This is a genomic window from Stenotrophomonas sp. pho (genome assembly GCF_006228405.1).
GTDB classification, from domain to species: domain Bacteria; phylum Pseudomonadota; class Gammaproteobacteria; order Xanthomonadales; family Xanthomonadaceae; genus Stenotrophomonas; species Stenotrophomonas sepilia.
On the sequence record NZ_CP029759.1, the window covers coordinates 1,478,997 to 1,503,383 of the forward strand.

Sequence of the window (24,387 nt, forward strand, 5' to 3'; positions counted from 1 at the left end):
CCTATGTCGGGAGGCGGCGACGGCGGTCGCCGCTCGCAATCCTGTGATTATCCGGATGCGGCGGGGGATGCCAAGCCGCGCGCAGGGTCCAGCCCGGTTTCCAGGCCGTGGCCGGCCCGCGCCAGGTAGCGCCCCGGTGGCAGCCCGAAGTGGCGGCGGAACACGGTGACGAAGGCGCTGGCGCTGCTGAAGCCCAGTGCGTGGGCGATGTCGGCGACGCTGCGGCCATCGGTCAACTGGCGCAGGGCTTCGGAGAGCCGGGCCTGCTGCCGCCACTGGGCGAAGCTGAGCGTGGTCTCGTCGCGGAAGTGGCGGGTCAGGCTGCGCGGTGACAGGCCGGCCCAGTGCGCCCATTCGGCCAGGCTGCGTTCGTCGGACGGGTCGGCCAGCAGCTGCGAGGCGATCTTCAGCAGGCGCCGGTCATGCGGCATCGGCAGGTGCATGCGCTGGCGTGGCGCTGTGCGGATCTCGTCCACCAGCACCTCGATGATGTGCTGGCGTTCGGAGGTGGTGTCGTAGCCCGGTGGCCAGTCACAGATGCGGTCGGCGAGCGCCTGCGCCAGCTTGGACAGGCCCAGCACGCAGGGATCGGAGGGCAGGGTGGCGCAGACCGGAGCCGCCAGCGCCATGCCCCAGCCACGCAGGGGGCCGTCGAGGGTGACCGTGTGCGGCTCCAGCGGTGGCATCCAGCCGGCCGAGCCCGGCGCCAGCGACCAGGTGCCGTGCGAGGTACGGGTGGTCAGCAGGCCGCGCTCGACGCAGATCAGCTGCGCGCGCTGGTGATGATGCCAATCCACTTCACGGACCAGCCCTTGCGGGCTGTCGAAACGAAAACCGACCACCGGGGGACCGTCGTTGCGCTCGAACCAGTCCAGTGCCTCGTCCCTGAGCAGGCGTCTGGGAGCGGGGATTTCTGCCTTGTTCATCATGTCTGCTGGCTGAAATGTGTCATCCATTGGCTAGATTGTACTACCGGGCCACCTGGCCAGGTCATTAAGGTAGGCGCCTTCACTGATCCAGCCCACTGCTGCAACACAGCATTCGATGCCAGATCAAATATTTCCATTGAGAAATATTTTTTTTGGAAGAGAATGCTCCCCCATGATCTGTCCTGCAACCACTCCCCCCAGCTTCGGCCTGCTGCTGCGCCAGGTGCGCGACGGCCTGGTCCGCCAACTCGACGCGTCCATGGCTGAAGAAGATCTGGGCATCGGCTTCACCCACTACATCGGGTTGAAGGTGCTTTCGAACATGGCGCCGTGCACCGCCAACGAACTGGCCCAGGCCATCGATCAGGTGCCCAGCGCGGTGACCCGGCTGCTGGACAAGCTCGAAGCGCTGGGCTGCGTCCGCCGCGAACCGCATGCGCAGGACCGGCGGGCATTGCAGATCGTGCTGACCGACGAAGGCCGCGCGCTGTGGGCGCGCTTGAAGCTGCGTGGCGACGCGGTGATGGATTACGCCCTGCGTGATCTTTCCGCCGACGAGCGCACGCTGCTGCTGTCCCTCCTTACCCGAATCCGCGATTCACTGACGACCCCATGAACCCGATCCCGCATTCCACTCTCCGCCGGTCCGGGCGCGCGCTGCTGGTGTCAGCGCTGGCCCTGGCCTTGGCCGCCTGCGCCAGCAGTCGTGGCCTCAACCCGCAGGGCCACGTGCTTGACGTGGACAGCCTGCACAGCGAACGCACCTTGGCCGACACCGACCTGAGCGCCACCGGCTTCCCGGCGCAGGACTGGTGGAAGGCACTGGGTGATGCGCAGCTGGACGCGCTGGTCGCCGAGGGCCTGGCCGGCCACCCGAGCCTTGACGCCGCCGATGCCCGCCTGCGCCAGGCCCAGGCCCAGGTCGGCACCGCACGTGCCGACGAACTGCCGAGCCTGTCGGTGTCCGGTGGCTACACCGGCCTGCGCCTGCCCGAATCGATGGTCGGCAGCGAGATGGGTGGCCGTTACGGCGGCAGCAGCCAGGTCGCCTTCGACTTCAGTTATGGCGTGGACCTGTGGGGCGGCAAGCGCGCCGCCTGGGAAGCCGCCGTGGACGGCGCCCACGCCGCCACCGTTGAAGCGCAGGCCGCGCGCCTGAACCTGTCCACTGGCATCACCCAGGCCTATGCCGACCTGGCCTACGCGTGGCAGCTCAACGACGTAGCCGAGGAAGAGCTGAGCCGTTCGCAGAAGTCACTTGAACTGACCCGCCAGCGCCGCCGCGCCGGCATCGACAGTGATCTGCAGGTGCGCCAGGCCGAGGCCCGCGTGCCGGCCGCGCAGCAGCAGGTGCAGGCCGCCCAGCAGCGCATCGACGCGGCCCGCACCGCACTGGCCGCGCTGGTCGGCAAGGGCCCGGACCGTGGCCTGTCGATCCAGCGCCCGCAGCCGCTGAATCCGGTGGCATTGCAGCTGCCGGGCGTGCTGCCCAGCGAACTGCTTGGCCGCCGCCCCGACATCGTGGCCGCACGCTGGCGCGTTGAAGCGGCCGACAAGCAGATCAAGGTTGCCAAGACCAAGTTCTACCCGAGCTTCAACCTGACCGCGCTGGCCGGCGTGGTCGCCCCGAATGTGGGCGACCTGCTGAAGAGCAGTTCCACCTTCGCCTATATCGGCCCTGCGCTGAGCCTGCCGATCTTCGAGGGCGGCAAGCTGCGCGCCAACCTGGCCAATACCGATGCGCAGTACGACCTGGCGGTGGCCAACTACAACCAGACCGTGCTCGATGCGCTGCGTGATGTGGCCGACCAGGTCAACGCGGTGCGCTCGCTGGCACAGCAGGCGCAGTCGCAGCAGCAGGCGGTGGACACCGCACGCGCTGCCTTCGACCTGGCCCAGCAGCGCTACTGTGCCGGCATCGGCAGCTACCTGGACGTGCTGACCGCGCAGTCCACCCTGCTGCAGTCGCAGCAGCAGCTGGCCGGCCTGCAGTCGCAGCAGGTGCAGTCCTCGGTGCGCCTGAGCAAGGCGCTGGGCGGTGGTTTCCAGCCCACTGACGCCGACCGCGCACCGATCGCCTCCCATTCCGATTCCTCGCATTCCTGAAGATCTCCGACATGAGCCAGACCCAAGACACCGCGGCCCCGGCCGCCCCCAACCGCCGCGGCAACCTGCTGCGCGGCCTGTTCGTGATCGTCGTGCTGCTGCTTGCCGCTTTGGCGCTGTGGTACTTCATGTTCGGCCGTTGGTTCGAAGAGACCGACGATGCCTACGTGCAGGGCAACCAGGTGCAGATCACCCCGCTGGTGGCCGGCACCGTGGTCGCCATCAATGCCGATGACGGCATGCGCGTGGAGCGCGGCCAGCTGCTGGTGCAGCTGGACCCGTCCGACACCGCAGTGGCGCTGCAGCAGGCCGAAGCCAACCTGGCCAAGACCGTGCGCCAGACCCGCGGCCTGTACCGCAGCGTGGAAGGCGCGCAGGCGGACCTGAACGCCCGCCAGGTGACCCTGAAGCGCGTGCGCGAAGACTACGCCCGCCGCAAGGACCTGGCCGCCACCGGCGCCATCTCCAACGAAGAACTGGCCCACGCCCGCGACGAGCTGGCCGCGGCCGAAGCCGCCGTGGCCGGTTCACGCGAGACCGTCGAGCGCAACCGCGCGCTGGTCGACGACACCGTGATCGCCACCCAGCCGGATGTGCAGGCCGCCGCTGCGCAGCTGCGCCAGGCCTTCCTCAACAATGCCCGCGCCGGCATCGTTGCGCCGGTCTCCGGCTACGTCGCCCGTCGTTCGGTGCAGGTCGGCCAGCGCGTGCAGCCGGGCAATGCGCTGATGGCCGTGGTGCCGACCGAGCAGATGTGGGTCGAGGCCAACTTCAAGGAAACCCAGCTGCGCCACATGCGCCTGGGCCAGGAAGTGGAGCTGAAGTCGGACCTGTACGCCGGCGACGTGAAGTACAAGGGGCGCATCCAGAGCCTGGGCCTGGGCACCGGCTCGGCGTTCTCGCTGCTGCCGGCGCAGAACGCCAGCGGCAACTGGATCAAGATCGTGCAGCGCGTACCGGTGCGCATCGCCATCGATGCCAAGCAGCTGGCCGAGCACCCGCTGCGCATCGGCCTGTCGATGAAGGCCGAAGTGAGCCTGCGCGACCAGAAGGGCGAAGTGCTGCCGAGCACCCCGGCCAAGGGCACGGTGTTCGACACCGACGTGTATGCCAAGCAGCTGCATGATGCCGACGAGGTGATCCACACGATCATCCAGGGCAACCTGCCGCAGCAACAGGCGAAGGTGGGCTGAGGTCGCCATGTCCGCACAAGCTCCAGCCGCGCCCGGCGCTCCGGGCGCACCGGCGGCGCCGGCTGCAGCCTCCGGGTTCCTGCCGCCCAGCGTCGCCCTGTGCACCGTCGGCCTGGCGATGGCGTCGTTCATGCAGGTGCTCGACACCACCATCGCCAACGTCTCGCTGCCGACCATCGCCGGCAACCTCGGTGCCAGTTCGCAGCAGGCGACCTGGGTCATCACCTCGTTCGCGGTCAGCACGGCCATCGCGCTGCCGCTGACCGGCTGGCTCAGCCGCCGTTTCGGCGAACGCAAACTGTTCGTCTGGGCCACGCTGGCCTTCGTCATCACCTCGCTGTTGTGCGGCCTTGCGCAGAGCATGGGCATGCTGGTGGTGTCGCGTGCGCTGCAGGGTTTCGTGGCCGGTCCGATGTACCCGATCACACAGTCGCTGCTGGTCTCGATCTACCCGCGCGAGAAACGCGGACAGGCATTGGCGCTGCTGGCGATGATCACGGTGGTGGCGCCGATCTGCGGCCCGATCCTCGGTGGCTGGATCACCGACAACTACAGCTGGGAATGGATCTTCCTGATCAACGTGCCACTGGGCATCTTCGCCGCGCTGGTGGTGGGCAACCAGTTGAAGGGACGCCCGGAGCAGATCGAGAAGCCGAAGATGGACTACGTCGGCCTGATCACGCTGGTGATCGGTGTCGGCGCGCTGCAGCTGGTGCTCGACCTGGGCAACGACGAGGACTGGTTCTCGTCGATGAAGATCGTGGTGCTGGCCTGCGTGGCGGTGGTGACGCTGACGGTGTTCCTGATCTGGGAACTGACCGACAAGGATCCGATCGTCGACCTGAAGCTGTTCCGGCACCGCAACTTCCGTGCCGGCACGCTGGCGATGGTGGTGGCCTATGCGGCGTTCTTCAGCGTGGCGTTGCTGATTCCGCAGTGGCTGCAGCGTGACATGGGCTATACCGCGATCTGGGCAGGCCTGGCGACCGCACCGATCGGCATCCTGCCGGTGATCATGACGCCGTTCGTGGGCAAGTATGCGTCGCGCTTCGATATGCGCATGCTGGCCACCGTGGCGTTCATCGTGCTGTCGATGACCAGCTTCCTGCGCTCGAACTTCAATCTGCAGGTGGACTATATGCACGTGGCCGGCGTGCAGCTGATCATGGGCATTGGCGTGGCGCTGTTCTTCATGCCGGTGCTGCAGATCCTGCTGTCGGACCTGGATGGGCGCGAGATCGCGGCGGGCTCCGGCCTGGCGACGTTCCTGCGCACGCTGGGCGGCAGCTTCGCGGCCTCGCTGACGACGTGGCTGTGGGCGCGGCGTACCCAGGTGCACCATGCCGATCTGACCGAGCACATCTCGGCCTATCAGCCGGGCATGCAGGAGCAGGTCACTGCGATGGGGCAGGGCGACCTGCAACATGGCGCGGCGGTACTGAACAACATGATCAACCACCAGGCATCGCAGATGGGTTTCAACGACATCTTCTTCCTGCTGGGCTGGATCTTCCTGGCGATCATCACCTTCCTTTGGCTGGCCAAGCCGCCGTTCGGCGCAGGCGCAGGTGCGGCGTCCGCGGGCGGTGGGCATTGATCGACCATTGGCGTTGAAACGCACAAAACCCCGCCGCAAGGCGGGGTTTCTGTCTGGTGGATCCACGTCATCGCGTGCCACCCAGCCTCCGGAAACGAAAAAACCCGCTTTCGCGGGTTTGATCATCTTGAGTCGTGGTGCCCAGGAGAGGACTCGAACCTCCACGGTTTTACCCGCTAGTACCTGAAACTAGTGCGTCTACCAATTCCGCCACCTGGGCGACTCAGGAGATGAATTGTGCGGCACGGCAGAGAGTGTGTCAACAACATTTCACACTATTTTCTGCGCTTGCACGCCCAGGTGGTGCAGCAGGCTGCGCATCGCCGGCGACAGCTGCGCCCACTCGGCGAAACAGGCGCACAGGCGGCGCTGTGCCCACGCATCTGCAAGCGGCACCGCAACGGTATGCGTGCTGCGCCGATGCTGGCGCGCAATGGTACTCGGCACGATACCGACACCGATGCCGTGGCCGACCATGATGCAGACGCCCTCGAAGGTCTTCATGCGGATGCGCACGTCCAGTCGGCGACCGATGTCGCGCGCCTGGTCTTCGATGTAGGTCTGCAGTGCATTGCCATCGGCCAGGGCAACGAAGGTCTCGCCGGCAATATCGGCGAAGGCCAGCGTGCGCCGTGTGGCGAAGCGGTGGTCGGCCGGCAGCAGCATCACCAGCGGATCTTCGGCCACCACATGCTGCTGCAGGCCGGTGGCGTCGACCGCATCACTGATGATGCCGGCCTCGGCCTGGCCAGCGCTGATTGCACGCACGACTTCGGGGCTGGTGCGTTCCAGCAGTTCGACGTGCAGGCGGGGTCGTTCGGCCAACCACGGTGCGAGCCGCGAGGGCAGGGAGTTGGTCAGTGCTGCGGTGTTGGCATACAGATGCAGGGTGCCGCGCGCCCCTGCGCGAATGCCTGCAGTTCGCCGCGCAGCTGCGCCTGCTGTTGCAGGATCAGGCGTGCATGGTGGGCGAGGGCGGCGCCGGCTTCAGTCAGGCTGACGCCACGTGGATGCCGGTTCAACAGCAGGGTGCCGGCATCGGCTTCGATCGTGCGCAGGCGCTCGCTGGCCGAACCCAGGGCCAGGTTCGCCTGCGTTGCGCCGGCAGTGATGCTCCCGGCCTCGGCGATTGCCAGGAACAGGCGCAGGTCGGCGATGTCCATCCGCATGTGGGTGCCCTCATCGCAGGGCCACCGCCTTCGGATCAGCCGAAGGCAGGGCCGGAAAGACCGCATTGTGCGCCGTTGCTCCGCCCGATCCAATGAAGGCATGGATGAATCGATGTACTTCTACGTGCTGCTGGTGCTGGTGTTCGTATTGGCCGGCGTGGTCAAGGGGGTGACCGGCATGGGGTTGCCGACGGTGGCGATGGGGGTGCTGGGCAGTACGCTGTCGCCGGTGGCGGCAGCGTCGATGCTGTTCATTCCGACCTTCGTCACCAATGTGTGGCAGCTGTTGTCCGGGCCAGCGCTGGGCCCCATCGTGCGGCGCCTGTGGCCGATGATGCTGGCCGTGGTGGTGGTGACGCTGGGTTCGGCAGCGCTGCTGGTACGGGTCGATCGCAGCGGGTCGCGCGTTGCGCTGGGCGTGGCCCTGATGGTCTATGCCGCCTATGCGTTGCTTGCGCCGGTGTTCCGCGTGCCGCAGCGGCGCGAGCGCTGGCTGGGGCCGCTGGTGGGCGCGCTGTCCGGCGTAGTGACCGGCGCCACCGGCGTGTTCGTGATGCCGGCGGTGCCGTACCTGCAATCACTGGGGTTGCAGCGCGAAGAACTGGTGCAGGCGCTCGGGCTGGCGTTCACCGTATCGACGATTGCACTGACCACGGGCCTGGTGCTGCACGGTGCGTTCGGCATCCAGCAGCTGGGCTTGAGTGCACTGGCGGTGGTGCCGGCACTGCTGGGCATGTGGCTGGGGCAGGTGATCCGGCAGCGCATCAGCGCACGGGTGTTTCGGGCGTGCTTCCTTGGCTTCCTGCTGCTGCTCGGCCTGGAGCTGGTGCTGCGGCCATTGTTCTGATGCCAAATTCCGGGCATGAAAAAACCCGCTTTCGCGGGTCTTTCTCATTCTCGACGTGGTGCCCAGGAGAGGACTCGAACCTCCACGGTTTTACCCGCTAGTACCTGAAACTAGTGCGTCTACCAATTCCGCCACCTGGGCGTCGAGGAGCGAGATTATGGGGTGTCGTTATGGGGGTGTCAACACCTTTTGCAGCGCCGGGGTCGGATCCCGTTTCGCTTGCGAAAGGGGCTCTGACCCCAGGGCCAGAGCGCCGGATCGCAGGCAAAAAAAATCCCCGCCGAAGCGAGGAGTTTTTTCGTTGGTGCCCAGGAGAGGACTCGAACCTCCACGGTTTTACCCGCTAGTACCTGAAACTAGTGCGTCTACCAATTCCGCCACCTGGGCGTTCCAGAGGCGCAATTGTGAAGATGAATCCGGGAGCTGTCAACGACTTCCTGAAATTATTTCATCCAACGCCTCCAGGGCGGGCGCTGACCCGTTCTGCACGCCATCAACGGCTACCATGTAGGGCGATGACTACCAAAAAACCAAGCAAGGGCGGGAGCAAGTCCCGCAGCCAAGCCCCGAAGAAGGACCCGAAGGCGGGCGCAGCCCGCACCCCAAGCCGGGCAAGCCGCTGCCAGGCTGGTTCCCCGAATTGAATGAAGGCGGTACGCCGCCGCGCGGCCGCAAGGTCCGCACCGCTGATGCGGCAGCGCCCGGCCCGGCCCCGGGCCGCAAGCTGCCGCCGACCGGCAAGGTGATCGACGATCCCTACGCCGCCCGCGAAGCCGAGAAATACGAACAGCCCATCGCCAGCCGCGAGGCCATCCTGGCCCTGCTGGAGCGTTGCGAAGGGCCGCAGACCGCCGAGGAACTTGGTGCACGCCTGGGCCTGACCGCACCGGATCGGGCCGAGGCGCTGTCTCGCCGGCTCGGTGCCATGGTCCGTGATGGCCAGCTGGTGCAGAACCGCCGCGGCGGTTTCGCCCCGATCCAGACGTTGAACCTGGTCACCGGCGTGGTGATTGCCAACCCGGAAGGGTTCGGTTTCCTGCGTCCGGTCGAGGGCGGCGACGACCTGTTCCTGCCGCCGTATGAAATGCGCAAGGTGATGCACGGCGACAAGGTGCTCGCCCGCGTGACCGGCATCGATCACCGGGGCCGTCGCGAGGGCAGCATTGCGCGCGTGCTCGAACGCGGCATGACCCGCCTGATCGGCCGCTTCAGCATCGAGATGGGCATCAACTACGTGGTGCCCGATGACAAGCGCGTGCAGCGCAACGTGCAGGTGCCGCCGGACCAGACCGGTGGCGCGCGCGACGGCCAGCTGGTGGTCTGCGAACTGACCCAGGCCCCGGACAGCCGCCGCCCGCCGATCGGCCGCATCATCGCCGTGCTGGGCGACAAGCTGACCGCGTCGCTGGTGGTGGAGACCGCCATCCACGGTCACGAGCTGCCGTTCGAGTTCCCGCAGGAGGTGCTGGACGAAGCCGCATCGGTGCCGCTGGTGGTTGAGCCGGCGATGATCGGCGACCGTGTCGACCTGCGCAGCACGCCACTGGTCACCATCGACGGTGAGGATGCCAAGGACTTCGACGACGCGGTGTACTGCGAGCCAAATGCCGATGGCTTCCGCCTGGTGGTGGCCATTGCCGATGTCTCCAACTACGTGCGCCCCGGTACGCCGCTGGATGAGGAAGCGCAGAAGCGCGCCACCTCGGTGTACTTCCCGGGCTTCGTGGTGCCGATGCTGCCGGAGACGCTGTCCAACGGTATCTGCTCGCTGATGCCGAAAGTCGACCGCATGTGCTTCGTCTGCGACATGCAGATCGACCGCGATGGCCTGGTCACGCATTCGCGCTTCTACGAGGCGGTGATGAATTCGCACGCGCGCCTGACCTACACCCAGGTGTGGAAGGCGGTCGGCGAGGACGATGCCGATACCAAGGCCTGGATGGGCGACCTGCTGCCGCAGGTGCAGCGCCTGCACCAGCTGTACAAGGTGCTGTCCAAGGCACGCGCCAAGCGCGGTGCCATCGAATTCGAAAGCAGCGAAGTTCGCTTCGTGCTGGACAATCGCGGTGAAGTCACCCAGGCCGGCATGCTGGTGCGCAACGACGCGCACAAGCTGATCGAGGAATGCATGATCGCGGCCAACGTGGAGGCGGCGAAATACCTGCTGTCGCGCCACGTGCCGGCGCCGTACCGCATCCACGAGAAGCCGCCGGAAACCAAGTACGCCGACCTGCTGGAATTCCTCAAGGAGTTCAAGCTGAGCCTGCCGCCGTGGTCGAAGGTGCGCCCGGGTGACTACACCAAGCTGCTGAAGAAGATCCGCGACCGCCCCGATGCGACGCTGCTGGAGTCGGTGTTGCTGCGCAGCCAGAGCCTGGCGATCTACAGCCCGGAGAACCACGGCCACTTCGGCCTGGCGCTGGAGGCCTACGCGCACTTCACCTCGCCGATCCGTCGCTATCCCGACCTGCTGGTACACCGCGCGATCAAGCACGCGCTGTCCGGCAAGCCGCTGGACAAGTTCACCTACAACGCCCGCGAGATGGCCGCGCTGGCACTGCAGTGTTCCGAGCGTGAGCGCCGTGCCGACGAGGCCGAGCGCGAGGTCGACGAGCGTTACCGCGCGGCGTGGATGGAAAAGCACGTGGGCGGCCAGTTCGACGGCGTGATCAGCGGCGTGACCAGCTTCGGCCTGTTCGTGGAACTGGACGAGTCGAAGGTGCAGGGTCTGGTCCACGTGACCCAGCTGCCGCAGGACTATTACAAGTTCGACGCGACCCGCAAGACGCTGACCGGCGAGCGCCGCGGCGGCAGCTACCGGCTGGGCGACCGCGTGCGCATCCTGGTGCTGAAGGCCAGCATGGAAGAGCGCAAGATCGACTTCCGGCTGGTCGAACACAAGGGCGAGGACGAGGGTGACGGGCTGCCGCCGCTGCCTGAGCGGGGCAAGCCGGCCAAGCGGAAGAAAGAGAAATATTGATGACCGTGGTAGTGCCGGCCGCTGGCCGGCATCCATGGCACCCTCGGCACCGACGGGTTGCCGGCCAGCGGCCGGCACCACCAGGAGACATCGCATGCAAGGCCAACCCGAATACAGCGGCGGCTGCCAGTGCGGCGCGATCCGCTTCCACGTGCGTGGTGCGCTGACCGACAGCTCGATCTGCCATTGCCGGATGTGCCAGAAGGCCTTTGGTGCCTTCTACGCGCCCTTGGTGTCGGTACGCGGTGTGCAGTTCAGCTGGACCCGCGGCCAGCCGCGCTATTTCCAGTCGTCCAACGTGGTGCGGCGTGGCTTCTGCGCCGACTGCGGCACGCCATTGACCTACGAAGCGCCCGATGGCGTGGCGGTGGCTGCTGGCGCGTTCGACGAACCCGAACGCCTGCCACCGACGATCCAGTACGGGGTCGAACGCAAGCTGCCCTTCGTCGACAGCCTGGCCAGCCTGCCCGTACGGCGTACCGAGGAGGACATCGCGGCCCTGGACTTCCTGGCCACGATCGTGTCCCACCAGCACCCCGACCACGACACGCCGCACTGGCCACCGCGCAGCCGGTAACGCACCTGTAGAGCCGAGCCCACGCTCGGCTGGCGGGTCGCCGCAGCCTGAACCCAAGGCCGCCGGGTGCAGGCTCGGCTCTACAGGCGGGCCCGCCGCAGCGCCCGGACCGCCGATGCTCTACCATAGCCCCCCCTTTCCGGTCCCCGCCCGCATGAGCAAGAACAGCCAGTGGATCGTCGGCGTCAACGCCGTCGCCTCCTCCATCGAGAACGACGCCGAGAACGTCCGCGAAGTGCTGGTCGAGGCCGGAGCGAAGAACCCGCGCCTGACCGAGATCGAGGAAAACGCCCGCCGCAAGGGCATCGACGTGCGCAAGGTGAACAGCCAGGCGCTGGACGGTGTGGGCGGCTCGGTGCGCCACCAGGGCGTGGCCGCGCGCTATGCCGCCGCCCGCGCCTACAGCGAGAACGAGCTGGAAGGCCTGGTCACTGCGGCCGAGGGCAAGGCGCTGCTGCTGGTGCTGGACGAGGTGCAGGACCCGCACAACCTGGGCGCCTGCCTGCGCTCGGCCGCTGCGGCCGGTGCGACTGCAGTGATCATCCCCAAGGACAAGTCGGCCACGGTCAACGCGACCGTGCGCAAGACCTCGGCCGGCGCCGCCGACCTCATCCCGGTGGTGGCGGTAACCAACCTGTCGCGCTGCCTGAAGGACCTGCAGAAGCAGGGCGTGTGGATTTATGGCTTGGCCGGCGAAGCCACCGCGTCGCTGTACCAGCTGGACCTGAAGGGCAACATCGCGCTGGTGCTGGGCGGCGAAGCCGACGGCCTGCGCCGCCTGACCCGCGAGAACTGCGATGGCCTGGTCAAGATCCCGATGCCGGGCGAGATCGAGAGCCTGAATGTCTCCGTCGCCGCCGGCGTCAGCCTGTTCGAGGCCGTGCGCCAGCGCGGTTGATCCGCCGGCGCGACGTGATCGGGGTCAGATCCCTCTCCGCAGGCGAGGGATCCGACCCCTTTTCCATGTGCCGTGTCGACCAAGGTCGGCACCTACCGGTAGTCGCCAACCTTGGTTGGCGCTCTTGCCGCCTCAGCCCGCGCTGCCACCCAGTGCCTTGAACAGGGTCACGTCGTTGTTCAGCTGGCCCTGGCGCACGCGCGCCAGCGACAACTCTGCATCGCGCCGGGTCTGCTGCGCTTCCAGCCAGGTGCGCAGATCGGTAGCACCCACGCGATAACGCACTTCCTGCGCGCGCTCCACTTCCACCGCTTCCTCGTACGAAGCCTGCGAGGCAGCGACCTGGCGCGCCAGCTGCTCGCGCGCGGACAGTGCGTTGTCCACTTCCGAGAGCGCGGTGTACAGCGTCTTGCGGAAATTGGTCGCGGCGATCTGATAGCTGGTGCCGGCGATATCGGTATCCAGCTGCGCGCGCTGCAGGTTGAGGAATGGCAGCGAAAGGCCGGCACCCAGCGTGGCCACCGGATTGCGCAGTACATCGCCCAGCGAGGTCGCACTGGAACCGAGGCTGCCGGTCAGGCTCAGCGCCGGGTAGTACTGGGTGGCGGTGACCTTGATGGTCTTCAGGCTGTTGCGCAGGCGGAGTTCTGCCGCACGCAGGTCGGGGCGGCGGCCGAGCAGGTCGGCCGGCAGCCCCTCGACAATGCGCGGGCTGCGTGCGCCCAGCAGGTCCTGAGGTTCGTCCTGCTGGGGCCAGGGCGTGCCGTCCAGCAGCACGGTCAGTGCGTTGCGCACCTCCACCCGCTGCTGTTCCAGCGCGCTCTGCGAGGCGCGCTGCGATTGCAGGTTCTGCAGCGCCTGGCGCACTTCCAGACGCGATACCGCACCGGCGTCGAAGCGGGCCTGCACCAGTTCGCGGGTGCGCTCCAGCCGCTCCAGGTTGGCCTGGCCGGTGGCGATCGACTGGTTCAGGTAGGCCAGGTTCCAGTACTGGGTGATGGTGTCGCTGATCACCAGCAGGGCGGTATTCTGCCGGTCTTCCTCGCTGGCTTCGGCTTCCCAGCGGGCGATGTCGCGCTGGGTCCGCAGGCGTCCCCACAGATCGACCTCCCAGCCCAGCGAAACGCCGGTGGAGTAGCTGCGGCGCCAGTCGTCGGCCTGGTCGGTGGCGCGGCTGGCATTGCCGCTGACGCCCGATGACGAAGGCTGCGGCCACAGCGCGTTGCTGGCCAGGCCGGCCTGCAGGCGCGAACGCTGCACGGCCAGGCCGGCGGCGGCCAGGTCGCTGTTGGCGGCCAGCGCCTGCGCCACCAGGCGGTCCAGGCGTTCATCGCCGAAGCCGGTCCACCAGGTGTCCTGACGGATGTCGTGGCCCGGTGTGTCCAGGCTGCTGCGCGGGTCGTCGGCCGGTGCGTTGAGGGTGGCATCGCCACGCCCATACTGGGCCGCCACATCGGGATCGGCCACCGGATAGCGGCCGACAGAGGCGCAGCCAGACAGGGCGAGCAGAACGGCACCCGCCAGCAGCCGGCGCGAAGGGGCAGGGAAGGGCAGTCGGGTCATCATCTTCATTCGCGTGCCAGGGCCTCCACCGGGTCAAGCTGCGCGGCATTGCGCGCGGGCAGGAAGCCGAACGCCACGCCGATCAGGGTCGAGCAGGCGAAGGCGGCAATGATCGAGGCGGTGGAGAACAGCACCTGGAAGTCGCTGGCGAAGCGGCCGATCATCGAGCCCAGCAGCAGGGCCAGGCCGATGCCGAGCACGCCACCGAGCAGGCACACCAGCACCGCTTCGATCAGGAACTGCTGGCGGATATCACTTTGTCGTGCACCGACGGCCATGCGCACCCCGATCTCTCGGGTGCGCTCGGTCACCGACACCAGCATGATGTTCATCACGCCGATGCCGCCGACCAGCAGCGCGATGGCGGCGATGGCACCGATCAGCAGGGTCATCGTGCGCGTGGTCTGCTCGATGGTGTCGCGGATCTCCGCGCTGTTGCTGAGGAAGAAATCCTCGGTGCCGTGGCGCATCGTCAGCAGGCGGGTGATCGCTTCCTGAGCGGCATCCATCGGTGTGTTGTCGTCCACGCGCACGGTGATGCTGGAGACATGGCTCTGGCCGAGCATGCGCGACATCACCGTGGTGTAGGGCACCCAGACGCTGAGGCTGGTGCTGCCACCGAAACCGAAACTCTGGCGCTTGGCTACGCCGACCACGCGTGCCGGCACGTTGCCGAGCAGGATCACCTGGCCGACCGGGTCGACATCGGGGAAGAACTGGGTCTGGGTGTTTTCGTCGATCACCGCTACCTGGCCGAGGCCCCTCACGGCATCGGCATCAAAGAAGCTGCCGCTGAGCAGGGTTACCCCCTTGACCCGGAAGAACTGCTCGCCGACGCCGCTGACCTGGGCGGTCGACGACTGGTTGCGATAACGCGCGGTGACCGAGGTCGATACGCTGGGGGTGGCGCTGTCCACATAGCTCTGCTTTGCCAGTGCATCGGCATCGCTGGCCTTGAGCGTCTGCACCCGGGCCGAGCGCATGTCGCCGAAACCACGGCCGGGATAAACGTCGATGGTGTTGGTGCCGAGCGCGCTGATGTTCTGCAGGATCTGCTGCTGCGAGCCATTGCCCAGCGCCACCACCGAGACCACCGAGGCGATGCCGATGATGATGCCGAGCATGGTCAGGAAGGTGCGCAGGCGATGGGCGTTCATCGCCAGCAGCGCCATCCGGAACGCTTCGGTGAAGCGGTCGCGGGCCGCCCGCCAGCTATTGCCGTGGGCGACGCCGGTACTGGCTTCGCGCTGGGCACGGTAACTCGGCGCATCCGGATTGGCGCGGTCGGCAATGATCTCGCCATCGCGGATCTCGATGATGCGCTGTGCGTGCTGGGCCACGCTCATGTCGTGGGTGACGATGATGATGGTGTGGCCTTCGGCATGCAGTTCGCCGAGGATCGCCATCACTTCCTCACCGGATTTCGTATCGAGCGCGCCTGTTGGTTCGTCGGCCAGGATCACCTCGCCGCCGTTCATCAGGGCGCGTGCGATCGACACGCGCTGCTGCTGGCCACCGGAAAGCTGGCCTGGCTTGTGATGCATGCGGTCGCCCAGGCCCAGCCGCTGCAGCAGTTGCTCGGCACGCGCGTTGCGCACCGGGCCGGGACTGCCGGCATACACCGCCGGCACTTCCACGTTGCCGCGCGCGTCGAGGTCGCCGAGCAGGTGGTAGCGCTGGAAGATGAAACCAAAATGCTCGCGGCGCAGTTCGGCCAGTTCGTCCGGCTCCATCTTTCCGGTTTCGCGGCCGGCCACCTGGTAGCTGCCGCGGGTGGGACGGTCGAGGCAGCCGAGGATGTTCATCAGCGTCGACTTGCCCGAGCCGGACTGGCCGACGATGGCGACCATCTCGCCGGCGTGGATGTCGAGATGGACGTCGCGCAGCACGGCGATCACATCGTCGCCGGCCGGGAATTCACGTCGCAGGTCGCGCAGCCGCAGCAGCGGCGCCGTCGTGCTCATCGGCGCCCCATGCCCGGGCCGCCGACCCGCATCTGCATGCCGCCGCGGTTGCCGCCGCCGGCGCTGGCACCGGCCGCACCGGCTTCGCCGACCACCACGCGCTCGCCTTCCTTCAAGCCGGACAGGATCTCGGCCGAGGCGCCGTTGTTGATGCCGACGGTGACCTTGCGCGGCTGCGGCTGGCCCTTCTCGTCCAGCACCCGCACCATCCGCTCATCGCCACGGCGCTTCGGTCCCAGTGCCACCGCCGGCACCATCAGCACGCCCTTGGCCTGCTTGAGCAGTACCGAGACCTGCGCGGTCATGTCGATGCGCAGCGTGCCGTCCGGGTTTTCCACATCAAACAGCGCGTTGTAGTAGACCGCGCTGCTGGAGCTGGAGCTGGAGGAGCTGCTGGAGCTGGACGAATTCTCGTTGGCGATCGAGGCTGGCGCCGGATTGATCTGGCGCAGCGTGGCGTGATACTTGCGGTCCGGGTCGCCCAGGGTGGTGAAGTACACCGGCATGCCGGGCTTGATCTTGACCACGTCGGCCTCGGAGATCTCGGCATTGACGGTGACCACGTCCAGCCGCGCCAGCATGACGATGGTCGGTGCGGTCTGGTTGGCGTTCACGGTACGGCCTTCCTCGGCCACCACCGCGACCACGGTGCCGTCCATCGGCGCGGTGATGCGGGTGTAGGCCAGGTTGGCGCGGGCGGTGCCCAGCTCGGTTTCGCGGCCCTTGATCTGCGCCTCGTAGGACTGCAGCTGGGCACGGGCGGTCTTCAGCTGCGCTTCGGCGGCATCGTATTCCTGGCGCGAGGTGGCCTCGGCGGCCAGCATCTGCTGCTGGCGCGCGAACTCCAGTTCGGCCTGGCGCAGGGTGGCTTGCTGCACCGCGCGCTGGGCGGTGACCTGGTCCAGCGAGGCCTGCGCGTTGAGCACCTGGTTCTGCTGGGTGGTGGCATCGACCTCGGCGATCAGGTCGCCTTCCTTCACGGTGTCGCCCAGCTGTACCTTCAGCGATTTGATCTGGCCCGAGGCCTGCGCGCCGACGCTGACCAGCTTGTAGGCGTCGATCACGCCGGTGGCATCCACCGTTTGTTCGATGTCACCGCGGCTGACCGGCGAGGTTGCCACCGCCGGGGCGGCGGGCTTGCGCAGCAGCCACCAGGCGGTCGCGGCGACGATCAGGGCGAGCAGGGCGATCAGCATCAGGCGACTCCGGCGGGTCGCTGGCAGCAGGCGGAACGTCACGTCGTGGCTTCACTCTCGAGGCCGCGAGGGCGGCGTTGGTGGGCATTGTGAAGACCGGGCGACAGGCGGCTCAATCCTCGGGGTATGTCTGTATGTAACACTGTCGGTGAACAGGCGTAACCACAGGTATCCCGCCCGCGGGTGGATACACTGGTACGCATTGCCCCGGATGCGGTTCAGCTGCCGACACGGGATGATCGCGACATGGAGACTGAAAACCCGATGCATCGACTGCTGATCGTCGACGACGACAACGACATCCGCACGCTGCTGGCCGAGCAGCTCGGCCGCGCCGGCTACCAGGTGAGCACTGCGGCCGATGGCACCGCCATGCGCCAACTGCTGGACCGCGAGCACGTGGACCTGATCGTGCTGGACCTCAACCTGCCGCGCGAGGATGGTCTGACCCTGTGCCGTGACCTGCGTGCACGTTCGAACACGCCGGTGATCATGCTGACCGCGCGGGCCGAGCCGATCGACCGCGTGCTGGGCCTGGAGATGGGCGCCGACGACTACCTGGCCAAGCCGTTCGAGCCGCGCGAGCTGCTGGCGCGCATCCGCAACGTGCTGCGCCGGACCGAGGCGCTGCCGGCCAACCTGGAACCGCTGGCGGTACGCCGCGCGCGTTTCTCGCGCTGGGTATTCGACCTGGAGCATCGCCATCTGGTCGATCCGGATGGCCGCGTGGTGGTGCTGTCCGGCGCCGAGTTCCGCCTGCTGCGGGTGTTCATCGCCCACGCCAACAAGGTGCTGTCGCGCGAGCAGCTGGTCGCGCTCAGCAGTGGCCGCAACTACGAGGCTCAGGACCGCGCGATCGACCTGCAGGTCAGCCGCCTGCGCAACAAGCTGGGCGACGATGGTGGCCCGGATGGACTGATCAAGACCGTGCGCAACGAAGGCTACGTGCTGGCCTCGTCGGTCAACCTGGAATAAACCGCGATGACGCGCCTGCGCCATTTCCTGTCCTCGATGGTCGGGCGGTTGTTCGTGATCCTGCTGCTGGGCATGGCGGTGGCTGCGATCGGCGCGACCATGCTGGCCACCTCCAAGCGCCAGCAGGAGTTCGAGCGGCAGAACCTGAACCGCATCGCCGACCGCCTGCAGGGCTACGTCAACCTGCTGGACGGCAATCCGGAGCTGCGCGAGCGCCTGCTGGCGATCGGCGGGCCGAGCGTGCGCGCGTTGCAGCCGGGCGCACGCCTGGGGCGTGCCGACACGGCGCTGATGGAAGTGCTGGAAGACCGCCCCGGGCCGGTGTCGCGCGCGCACGTGCACTTCGCTTCGTTCCGCTCCTGCATTCCCAAACTGCAGGAGCTGCTGCCGCCGCCGCCGCCGGGCCACCGGCGGCCGCCGCGCGAGCGCGACCCCGCGTTCATCCCGCCGAAATGCCGTGCAGTGGACGTGACCCTCAACGACGGCACGCTGCTGAAGCTGGCGCTGGACTCGCCGGCGGTGGCGCACAACGGCATCCTCGCCGTGGACCCATGGTTCCTGACCCTGCTGGTGCTGGCGATTGCCGTGCTGGCCTATATCGTCGCGCGCATGGCCAGCGCGCCGCTGCAGGAACTGGCCGCAGCCGCAGAAGACCTTGGCGATGACCTGCAGCGCGACCCGTTGCCACTGCGCGGGCCGCGCGAAGTGCAGCGTGCCGCCGAAGCCTTCAACGCCATGCAGCACCGCCTGCAGCGGCACCTGGCCGAACGCACGCAGATGCTGGCGGCGATCACCCACGACCTGCAGACGCCGCTGACACGGCTGCGCCTGCGCCTGGAGAATGTCAGCGACGAGGCCCTGCGTGAGCGCCTGATCGGCGACCTGGCGGCGATGCAGGCGCTGGTGCGCGAGGGCCTGGAACTGGCGCGCAGCGCCGAGAGTGCCGAGCAGCGCGCCGCACTGGACCTGGATTCGCTGCTGGAGAGCATTGTCGAGGACGCCGCCGAAGGCGGCGGTGATGTGGTCTTCGAAGGGGGCAGTGGTTCGGTGCTGATGTTGCGTCCGTTGGCCATGCACCGGCTGTTCTCCAACCTGGTGGACAACGCGGTGATGTACGCGCAGCGGGCACGGGTGCGGGTTGAGCGCAGCGGCGGTGCGATTACCGTGGTGGTGGCCGATGACGGCCCGGGCCTGGCCGAAGAGCAGCTGGAGGCGGTGTTCGATCCGTTCGTGCGGGTGGAGACCTCGCGTTCGCGCGAAACCGGCGGGGCCGGCCTGGGCCTGACCATCGCGCGCGCCCTGGCCGAGAAGGACGGCGCCCGGTTGTGGCTGCGCAACCGGGCCGAAGGTGGCCTGGAGGCGGTGGTGCAGTGGCCTGCCAGTGCCCAGGTGGTGGCGCCCGGCCGCGCCGGCTGAGTCGGCGCGCTGCGAACGGTGACGCCGGGGCCGGGGTTTGGCCTATCATCTGCGCATCTCCCCAGTCTCCCCACGATGAGCCAGCCCGTTCCTGCCGGCATGCCATTGCACGCTGCCCGGCTGTTCCCGCACGCTGCCGCGTCCTGCAGCCGCACCTGGCCGCCGCCGCTGCGGTGATGGGCGGGCAGGGGGACAAGAGGCGCTGGGTGGAGCGCCGCGCATCAGGATTCAGGCGGGCACTGCGGCAGGGCCTGTTGTGGCTGCTGCTGGCCCTTGCGCTGCCGTTGGCTGCGCAGGAGGGCGCGCCCCCGCTGCGCGACTACGCCATCGATGTATGGACCTCGCGCAACGGCCTGCCGCACAACTCGCTGCGCGACATCGCGCAGACGCCGGAAGGCCATCTCTGGTTCGCCACCTGGGAAGGGCTGGTGCGCTACAACGGCCTGGATTTCACCGTGTTCGACCGCAGCACACGCCCGGGCCTGCGCGACAACGGCATCGGCGCCCTGTTCGTCGACCGCCAGGGCGGACTGTGGATCAGTGATTCGCGCGGCAACGTCAGCCACCGTGGCAGTGATGGCCAATGGCGGGTGTGGGAGCACCAGGCCGATACGCCGCAGGTGCTGATCCAGTCCATGCAGATGGACAGCCAGGGGCGGCTGTGGCTGCTGTACGAAGGCAAGGGCATCGGCTACCTGACGCCGGACAGCGGCATTGTCTACCAGGCGCCGGCGGCGGACCTGCCGATGGCGATGAGCTTCACCAGGCTGGTGGTCGATGCGCAGGACCGGGTCTGGGTCGGTACGCTGGACGGGCTGGTGCTGCGCGACAACGATGGCGTGCTCAAGCGCGCCCCCGCCGCATGGGGGCTGGGTGCCGGCAGTGGCCTGTCGTGGCCCTACCGTGCGCCGGATGGCGCGTTGTGGATCGTCGCCGGTGAGCGCCTGTACCGGGTGGAGGACGACCAGCTGGTGCTGGTGCACCGCCTGCCGGGCCAGCTGCACATGACCTCGATGCTGCAGGACCGGCACGGTGACCTGTGGCTGGGCACCGAGAACCAGGGCCTGCTGCGCATCTCCGCACATGGCCTGGAGCGACTGCCGGCCGGTCTGAACCTGCCGGGCGGACGCGTGGTCAGCCTGCGCGAGGATGCCGAAGGCAGCATCTGGGTGGGCGCCAACGGCGGGCTCTATCGCCTGCGCGAAACACTGTTCAGCAGCTACACCGAGCGCGATGGGCTCAGTGGCGATTACGTGCGCACGGTATTCGAGGATCGCGATCGCCAGCTGTGGGTCGGCAGCGCCAGCGGGCTTGACATGCGGACTGCGGACGGCCGTTTCCGGGCGATGCCGCTGCACAACCGCGGCGGCAAGGCACCTTCGGTGCTGAGCCTGGCACAGGGGCCGGACGGTGACCTGTGGGTCGGAACCTTCGGCGATGGGGTCTACCGGCTCGGCCGTGACGGCCACCTGCGCCACAACTACGCGGCAGCCGACGGCATGCCGGGTGGCAACATCCGTGCGATCAGCGTTGATTCCCAGGGCGTGGTCTGGGCCGGCACGCAGAAGGGCGTGGTGCGCATCGACGGCGACCATGTGCAGGTCTCGAACGCGCCGGGCATGCCCGGCGGCCTGATCACCGCGCTTGAGCATGACCATCAGGGCAACCTGTGGATCGGCACCATCGAAGGCATCCGCGTGCTGCGCGGGGACCACGTGCAGTCGATCGACCTGGCGCCGCTGGGCGGTGGCCGCAGCGTGTTCGGCTTCCACCAGCTGGGCGACGCGATGTGGATCAGCAGTGATCGTGGCCTGTACCGTTGGCGCAACGGTGCGCTGGCGCGGGTCGGCCTTGAGCAGGGCATGCCGGTGGATGCGGTGTTCCAGCTGGTGCCGGATCGCCTTGGCAATGTGTGGATCAGCAGCAATCGCGGTGTGTTGCGCACCGATATGGCCACCCTCAACGCCGTGGCCGATGGCCGCACGCCGCGGGTGGGGGTGGAGCGCTACAACGAGATCGACGGTATGGCCAATGCACAGGCCAACGGCAGCTCCAGCCCATCGGCGATCCTGCGCCAGGACGGCACGTTCTGGGTGGTCACCGCAGGCGGCCTGAGCACGGTCGACCCGCAGCGCCTGCAGCGTTTCCGCGAGCGGCCATCGCCGCCGGCCGCGATCGAGAGCGTGCAGGTGGATGGCGCGCCGGTGCATTGGGAAGGGCCGGATCGCAACCATATTCCAGGGGGGCGCCGGTTGGCGGTGAGTTATGTCGGCCTGAGCTACCTGATGTCTGACCGGATCCGCTACCGCACGCGGCTGGACGGGCTGGATGCCGGCTGGGTCGAGCGCGGCCCGCAGCGCAGCGTTGAGTTCGTCGGCCTGCCGCCGGGCGACTACACCCTGCATGTGGCGGCCGCCCATCCCGGCGGCAGCTGGGGCCAACAGGAGGCGGTGTGGAGCTTCACCGTGGAACCGTTCTGGTGGCAGCGCCGCAGCGTGCAGGTGCTGGCGGGGATGCTGCTGCTGACTGGACTGGTGGCGCTGTACCGGCTGCTGCTGCAGCAGCTGAAGGCCAGCAACCTGCGCCTGGCACGGCGGGTGGACGAAGCGACCTTCGACCTGCAGGCCAAGACGGTGCACCTGCAGGCGCTGAACCAGGAAAAGACCGAACTGGCCGAGCGCCTGGCGCGCCAGGCCGAAGCCTTCGAGCGCCAGGCCCGCGAGGATGTGCTGACCGGCCTGGCCAATCGCCGCGCCTTCGACGAAACGTTGGCGCGTGACTTCGCCCGGTCCCAGCGCAGTGGTCATCCGCTGTGCCTGGTGGTGCTCGACATCGATCACTTCAAGGAGGTCAACGACCGCCACAGCCACAGCATCGGCGATGCCGTGCTGGTGCAGGTGGCGTCATTGATCGCAGCGGCCTGCCGCGACTCCGACCTGCCGGCGCGCACCGGCGGCGAAGAGTTCGCGCTGCTGCTCAACGACACCCGCCTGGAGGAAGCCGCACAGCTGTGCGCGCGCCTGCGTGGCCTGTTCCATGATCATCCCGATTGGGCCGGCGTGGCGGGCCTGCGTGTCACCTTCAGCGCGGGCCTGGTAGAGCTGGATGCCGACGACCGCACCCCGGCGCTGCTGTACCAGCGCGCCGACCGCGCGCTGTACCGCGCCAAGAGCGACGGCCGCGATCGCACGAGTATTGGTTGATCGCATCCACGCATGGCGTGGATCTACTGGTGTTGTCGTACCACCCGGGGGTGCCGACCAACGGTCGGCACCCACCAGAGAAGTGACCCAGTGAGCGGCAGCCCCCAACGAGCGCAGCGACCCGCTGTTGCTCCCGCTTTTTCTGATCTTTCCGTGGTGCTCGCTGGAAACTGTCCGTGGCCGGGCGGATGGGCTGCGCAGGGGCGTGAGCCGCATGGGCCTGAGGCATGCCTCGGGCGGGTTGGGCCGGATGCCCAACCCCGGTCTTGCCGTGTGCGCAGGACAGCGCACACGAGCAAGCGGCGACCGAGCTTACAGGGACGTACTTGCAGCGTCCCCTGCGCAGTCCACCCGCCCGGCCCTACCAGGAATCGCTGTCAGCCCGCCACGAGGGGCTCCGCCGTTGGCCGCTTCACCGCGGCCAGGCGTTGGCGATGGTGCAGAACAGCCGCGCGGTCTGCTCGGTGTCATACACCGCGCTGTGTGCCTCGTTGGCATCCCAACCCAGCCCGGCGGCGGTGGCCGCACGCGCCAGCACGGTCTGGCCGTAGGCGATACCGGCCAGGGTGACCGTGTCGAACACGCTGAACGGGTGGAATGGGTTGCGCTTGTGGCCGGTGCGGGCCACGGCCGCGTTGACGAAGCCGAGGTCGAAATGGGCGTTGTGGCCCACCAGGATCGCGCGCTGGCAGCCGTACTTCTTCATCGCCGCACGCACCGGAGTGAAGATGTGGTCCAACGCCGCTTTTTCTTCCTTGGCCAGCCGGAACGGGTGGTCGAGGATGATGCCGGTCACTTCCAGCGACTTCGGGTCGATCTCCAGGCCCTCGGCCGGGACCACGTGGGCACTGGCGGTCTGGCCGGGGTAGAGCAGGCCGTTCTCGTCCATCTCGATCGGCACCGCAGCGATTTCCAGCAGCGCATTGCGCTGGCTGTCGAAGCCGCCGGTTTCCACATCCACCACCACCGGCAGGAAGCCGCGGAAGCGTTGTGACATCGCGCGCTGCGCCTGGGGTACTGCGGAATCGGGAGCGGCGGCAGGTGCGGAGGGGGAGTCAGTCATGCGTGAATTCTAGCAGAGCGACCCTGAGCGCCCGGCCAGCTTTCTGTGCATGGGCTCCCTGCGTGGGCGTGTGTCGACCAAGGTCGACACCTACCGGGCACCGCACGCTCTGGATTCCGGTAGGTGCCAACCTTGGTTGGCACACGGCGCGCCAACCACGGTCGTCATCTAGCGCACCGCAGGCCGTGCCGTCGTGACCGATGGCTGCCACCGGGCCAACCAGGCGTCCACGCTCAGCTTGCCGGCGCCAGTGAAGATCAGCGGCAGCAGCATGGCCATGAACAACACCGGCAGCTTGAAGTTGCCGTAGCCCTGGTCGCTGATGGCATACCCCATCGCGAGGTCACCCAGCGAATTCCATTGCATCGGCCAATGCACCGCATAGGTCGCCACCACGGTCAGCACCAGTAGGCTGGCGGCGGCGAAACGGGTACCGAAACCAAACAGCAGGCAGGCCGCGCCGACCAGTTCGAACCAGATGGCCAGCTGCCAGTTCAGGGCAGCAGGCAGTTGGTTGAACGGGAACGGGAAGGCGCCCTGCAGGTCGGCGAACCAGTTCTGGCCGTGCAGCTTCTCACGGCCGGATTCGAAGTATTCCCAGGCCAGCAGCACGCGCAGGCCCAGCGGCGCCAACCAGGGGGCGAGACGGTCCAGCCGGCCGCGCGCGGCGGCCAGGAGCGGCAGGTTCATCGTTGGATCTCCAGTGGAAGA

General features: G+C 67.7%; 17 protein-coding genes, 3 tRNA genes and 1 pseudogene. 11 read left to right on the plus strand and 10 right to left on the minus strand.

All coding sequences use genetic code 11. The features are described 5' to 3' along the window. Nucleotides 1–47: 47 nt before the first annotated feature. Nucleotides 48–929, minus strand: a complete 882-nt coding sequence (locus DL544_RS06925) for a helix-turn-helix domain-containing protein (RefSeq protein ID WP_005415874.1) — start codon at nucleotides 927–929, stop codon at nucleotides 48–50. Nucleotides 930–1,101: 172 nt separating this feature from the next. Between DL544_RS06925 and emrR the strand changes: the two genes are divergently transcribed. From emrR to emrB, 4 genes are read left to right on the plus strand one after another with little or no spacing between them, the layout of a single operon-like run. Beyond that, nucleotides 1,102–1,545 (plus strand): multidrug efflux system transcriptional regulator EmrR, encoded by a 444-nt coding sequence (gene emrR / locus DL544_RS06930; protein ID WP_005415875.1) that lies wholly within the window; start codon nucleotides 1,102–1,104, stop codon nucleotides 1,543–1,545. Then, nucleotides 1,542–3,035, plus strand: a complete 1,494-nt coding sequence (gene emrC / locus DL544_RS06935; protein ID WP_139726935.1) for a multidrug efflux transporter outer membrane subunit EmrC — start codon at nucleotides 1,542–1,544, stop codon at nucleotides 3,033–3,035. The genes emrR and emrC overlap by 4 nt, the downstream gene beginning before the upstream one ends. 11 nt (nucleotides 3,036–3,046) lie before the next feature. Continuing rightward, a complete protein-coding gene (emrA, locus tag DL544_RS06940) occupies nucleotides 3,047–4,228 on the plus strand; it encodes a multidrug efflux MFS transporter periplasmic adaptor subunit EmrA (RefSeq protein ID WP_021204129.1) in 1,182 nt (393 codons plus the stop codon). A gap of 7 nt (nucleotides 4,229–4,235) precedes the next feature. Then, nucleotides 4,236–5,825, plus strand: coding sequence for a multidrug efflux MFS transporter permease subunit EmrB (gene emrB, locus DL544_RS06945; RefSeq protein WP_065186080.1), 1,590 nt, complete (start codon nucleotides 4,236–4,238; stop codon nucleotides 5,823–5,825). A gap of 135 nt (nucleotides 5,826–5,960) precedes the next feature. Here emrB and DL544_RS06950 read toward each other — a convergent pair. Then, nucleotides 5,961–6,045: transfer RNA gene (locus tag DL544_RS06950), tRNA-Leu, on the minus strand. Between the two features lie 50 nt (nucleotides 6,046–6,095). Beyond that, nucleotides 6,096–6,994, minus strand: a pseudogene (locus tag DL544_RS06955) (LysR family transcriptional regulator). A gap of 100 nt (nucleotides 6,995–7,094) precedes the next feature. Between DL544_RS06955 and DL544_RS06960 the strand changes: the two are divergent. Beyond that, on the plus strand, nucleotides 7,095–7,841 hold the full coding sequence (locus tag DL544_RS06960; RefSeq protein WP_053501281.1) for a sulfite exporter TauE/SafE family protein: 747 nt from the start codon (nucleotides 7,095–7,097) through the stop codon (nucleotides 7,839–7,841). 56 nt (nucleotides 7,842–7,897) lie between these two features. Here the strand turns inward: DL544_RS06960 and DL544_RS06965 are convergent. Together DL544_RS06965 and DL544_RS06970 are read right to left on the minus strand one after the other, a co-directional pair. Beyond that, nucleotides 7,898–7,982 (minus strand) — tRNA-Leu (locus tag DL544_RS06965). A 161-nt stretch (nucleotides 7,983–8,143) separates the two neighbouring features. Beyond that, nucleotides 8,144–8,228: transfer RNA gene (locus DL544_RS06970), tRNA-Leu, on the minus strand. A 253-nt stretch (nucleotides 8,229–8,481) separates the two neighbouring features. Between DL544_RS06970 and rnr the strand changes: the two genes are divergently transcribed. The 3 genes from rnr to rlmB all read left to right on the plus strand — a co-directional run bounded on the left by rnr (nucleotide 8,482) and on the right by rlmB (nucleotide 12,296). Further along, nucleotides 8,482–10,821 carry a ribonuclease R gene (gene rnr / locus DL544_RS06975; RefSeq protein ID WP_134956141.1) on the plus strand — a complete coding sequence of 780 codons (2,340 nt, stop codon included), beginning with the start codon at nucleotides 8,482–8,484 and terminating at the stop codon, nucleotides 10,819–10,821. A 94-nt stretch (nucleotides 10,822–10,915) separates the two neighbouring features. Beyond that, complete coding sequence (locus DL544_RS06980) at nucleotides 10,916–11,398, plus strand: GFA family protein (protein ID WP_111127049.1); 483 nt, start codon at nucleotides 10,916–10,918, stop codon at nucleotides 11,396–11,398. 154 nt (nucleotides 11,399–11,552) lie between these two features. After that, the gene (gene rlmB / locus DL544_RS06985; RefSeq protein WP_139726937.1) at nucleotides 11,553–12,296 is read left to right on the plus strand and encodes a 23S rRNA (guanosine(2251)-2'-O)-methyltransferase RlmB; all 744 of its coding nucleotides are present in this window, start codon (nucleotides 11,553–11,555) and stop codon (nucleotides 12,294–12,296) included. Nucleotides 12,297–12,428: 132 nt separating this feature from the next. Here the strand turns inward: rlmB and DL544_RS06990 are convergent, their stop codons facing one another. From DL544_RS06990 to DL544_RS07000, 3 genes are read right to left on the minus strand one after another with little or no spacing between them, the layout of a single operon-like run. After that, on the minus strand, nucleotides 12,429–13,868 hold the full coding sequence (locus DL544_RS06990; RefSeq protein ID WP_069137975.1) for an efflux transporter outer membrane subunit: 1,440 nt from the start codon (nucleotides 13,866–13,868) through the stop codon (nucleotides 12,429–12,431). Beyond that, nucleotides 13,865–15,823: a MacB family efflux pump subunit gene (locus DL544_RS06995; RefSeq protein ID WP_053499927.1), complete on the minus strand. Its 1,959-nt coding sequence runs from the start codon at nucleotides 15,821–15,823 to the stop codon at nucleotides 13,865–13,867. The genes DL544_RS06990 and DL544_RS06995 overlap by 4 nt, the downstream gene beginning before the upstream one ends. Continuing rightward, nucleotides 15,820–17,061 carry an efflux RND transporter periplasmic adaptor subunit gene (locus DL544_RS07000; RefSeq protein WP_139726938.1) on the minus strand — a complete coding sequence of 414 codons (1,242 nt, stop codon included), beginning with the start codon at nucleotides 17,059–17,061 and terminating at the stop codon, nucleotides 15,820–15,822. The genes DL544_RS06995 and DL544_RS07000 overlap by 4 nt, the downstream gene beginning before the upstream one ends. Before the next feature lie 204 nt (nucleotides 17,062–17,265). Between DL544_RS07000 and DL544_RS07005 the strand changes: the two genes are divergently transcribed. From DL544_RS07005 to DL544_RS07015, 3 genes are all read left to right on the plus strand, one after another. Then, nucleotides 17,266–17,994 carry a response regulator gene (locus DL544_RS07005; RefSeq protein WP_005415886.1) on the plus strand — a complete coding sequence of 243 codons (729 nt, stop codon included), beginning with the start codon at nucleotides 17,266–17,268 and terminating at the stop codon, nucleotides 17,992–17,994. Between the two features lie 6 nt (nucleotides 17,995–18,000). Continuing rightward, nucleotides 18,001–19,410 (plus strand): ATP-binding protein, encoded by a 1,410-nt coding sequence (locus tag DL544_RS07010; protein WP_005415887.1) that lies wholly within the window; start codon nucleotides 18,001–18,003, stop codon nucleotides 19,408–19,410. 176 nt (nucleotides 19,411–19,586) lie between these two features. Then, nucleotides 19,587–22,613 (plus strand): ligand-binding sensor domain-containing diguanylate cyclase, encoded by a 3,027-nt coding sequence (locus DL544_RS07015; RefSeq protein WP_065186084.1) that lies wholly within the window; start codon nucleotides 19,587–19,589, stop codon nucleotides 22,611–22,613. Between the two features lie 412 nt (nucleotides 22,614–23,025). Here DL544_RS07015 and rnt read toward each other — a convergent pair whose 3' ends face one another. Next, nucleotides 23,026–23,610 (minus strand): ribonuclease T, encoded by a 585-nt coding sequence (rnt, locus tag DL544_RS07020; RefSeq protein WP_005408782.1) that lies wholly within the window; start codon nucleotides 23,608–23,610, stop codon nucleotides 23,026–23,028. Between the two features lie 234 nt (nucleotides 23,611–23,844). Next, on the minus strand, nucleotides 23,845–24,366 hold the full coding sequence (locus DL544_RS07025; RefSeq protein ID WP_065177416.1) for an HvfX family Cu-binding RiPP maturation protein: 522 nt from the start codon (nucleotides 24,364–24,366) through the stop codon (nucleotides 23,845–23,847). Between the last annotated feature and the right edge of the window lie 21 nt (nucleotides 24,367–24,387).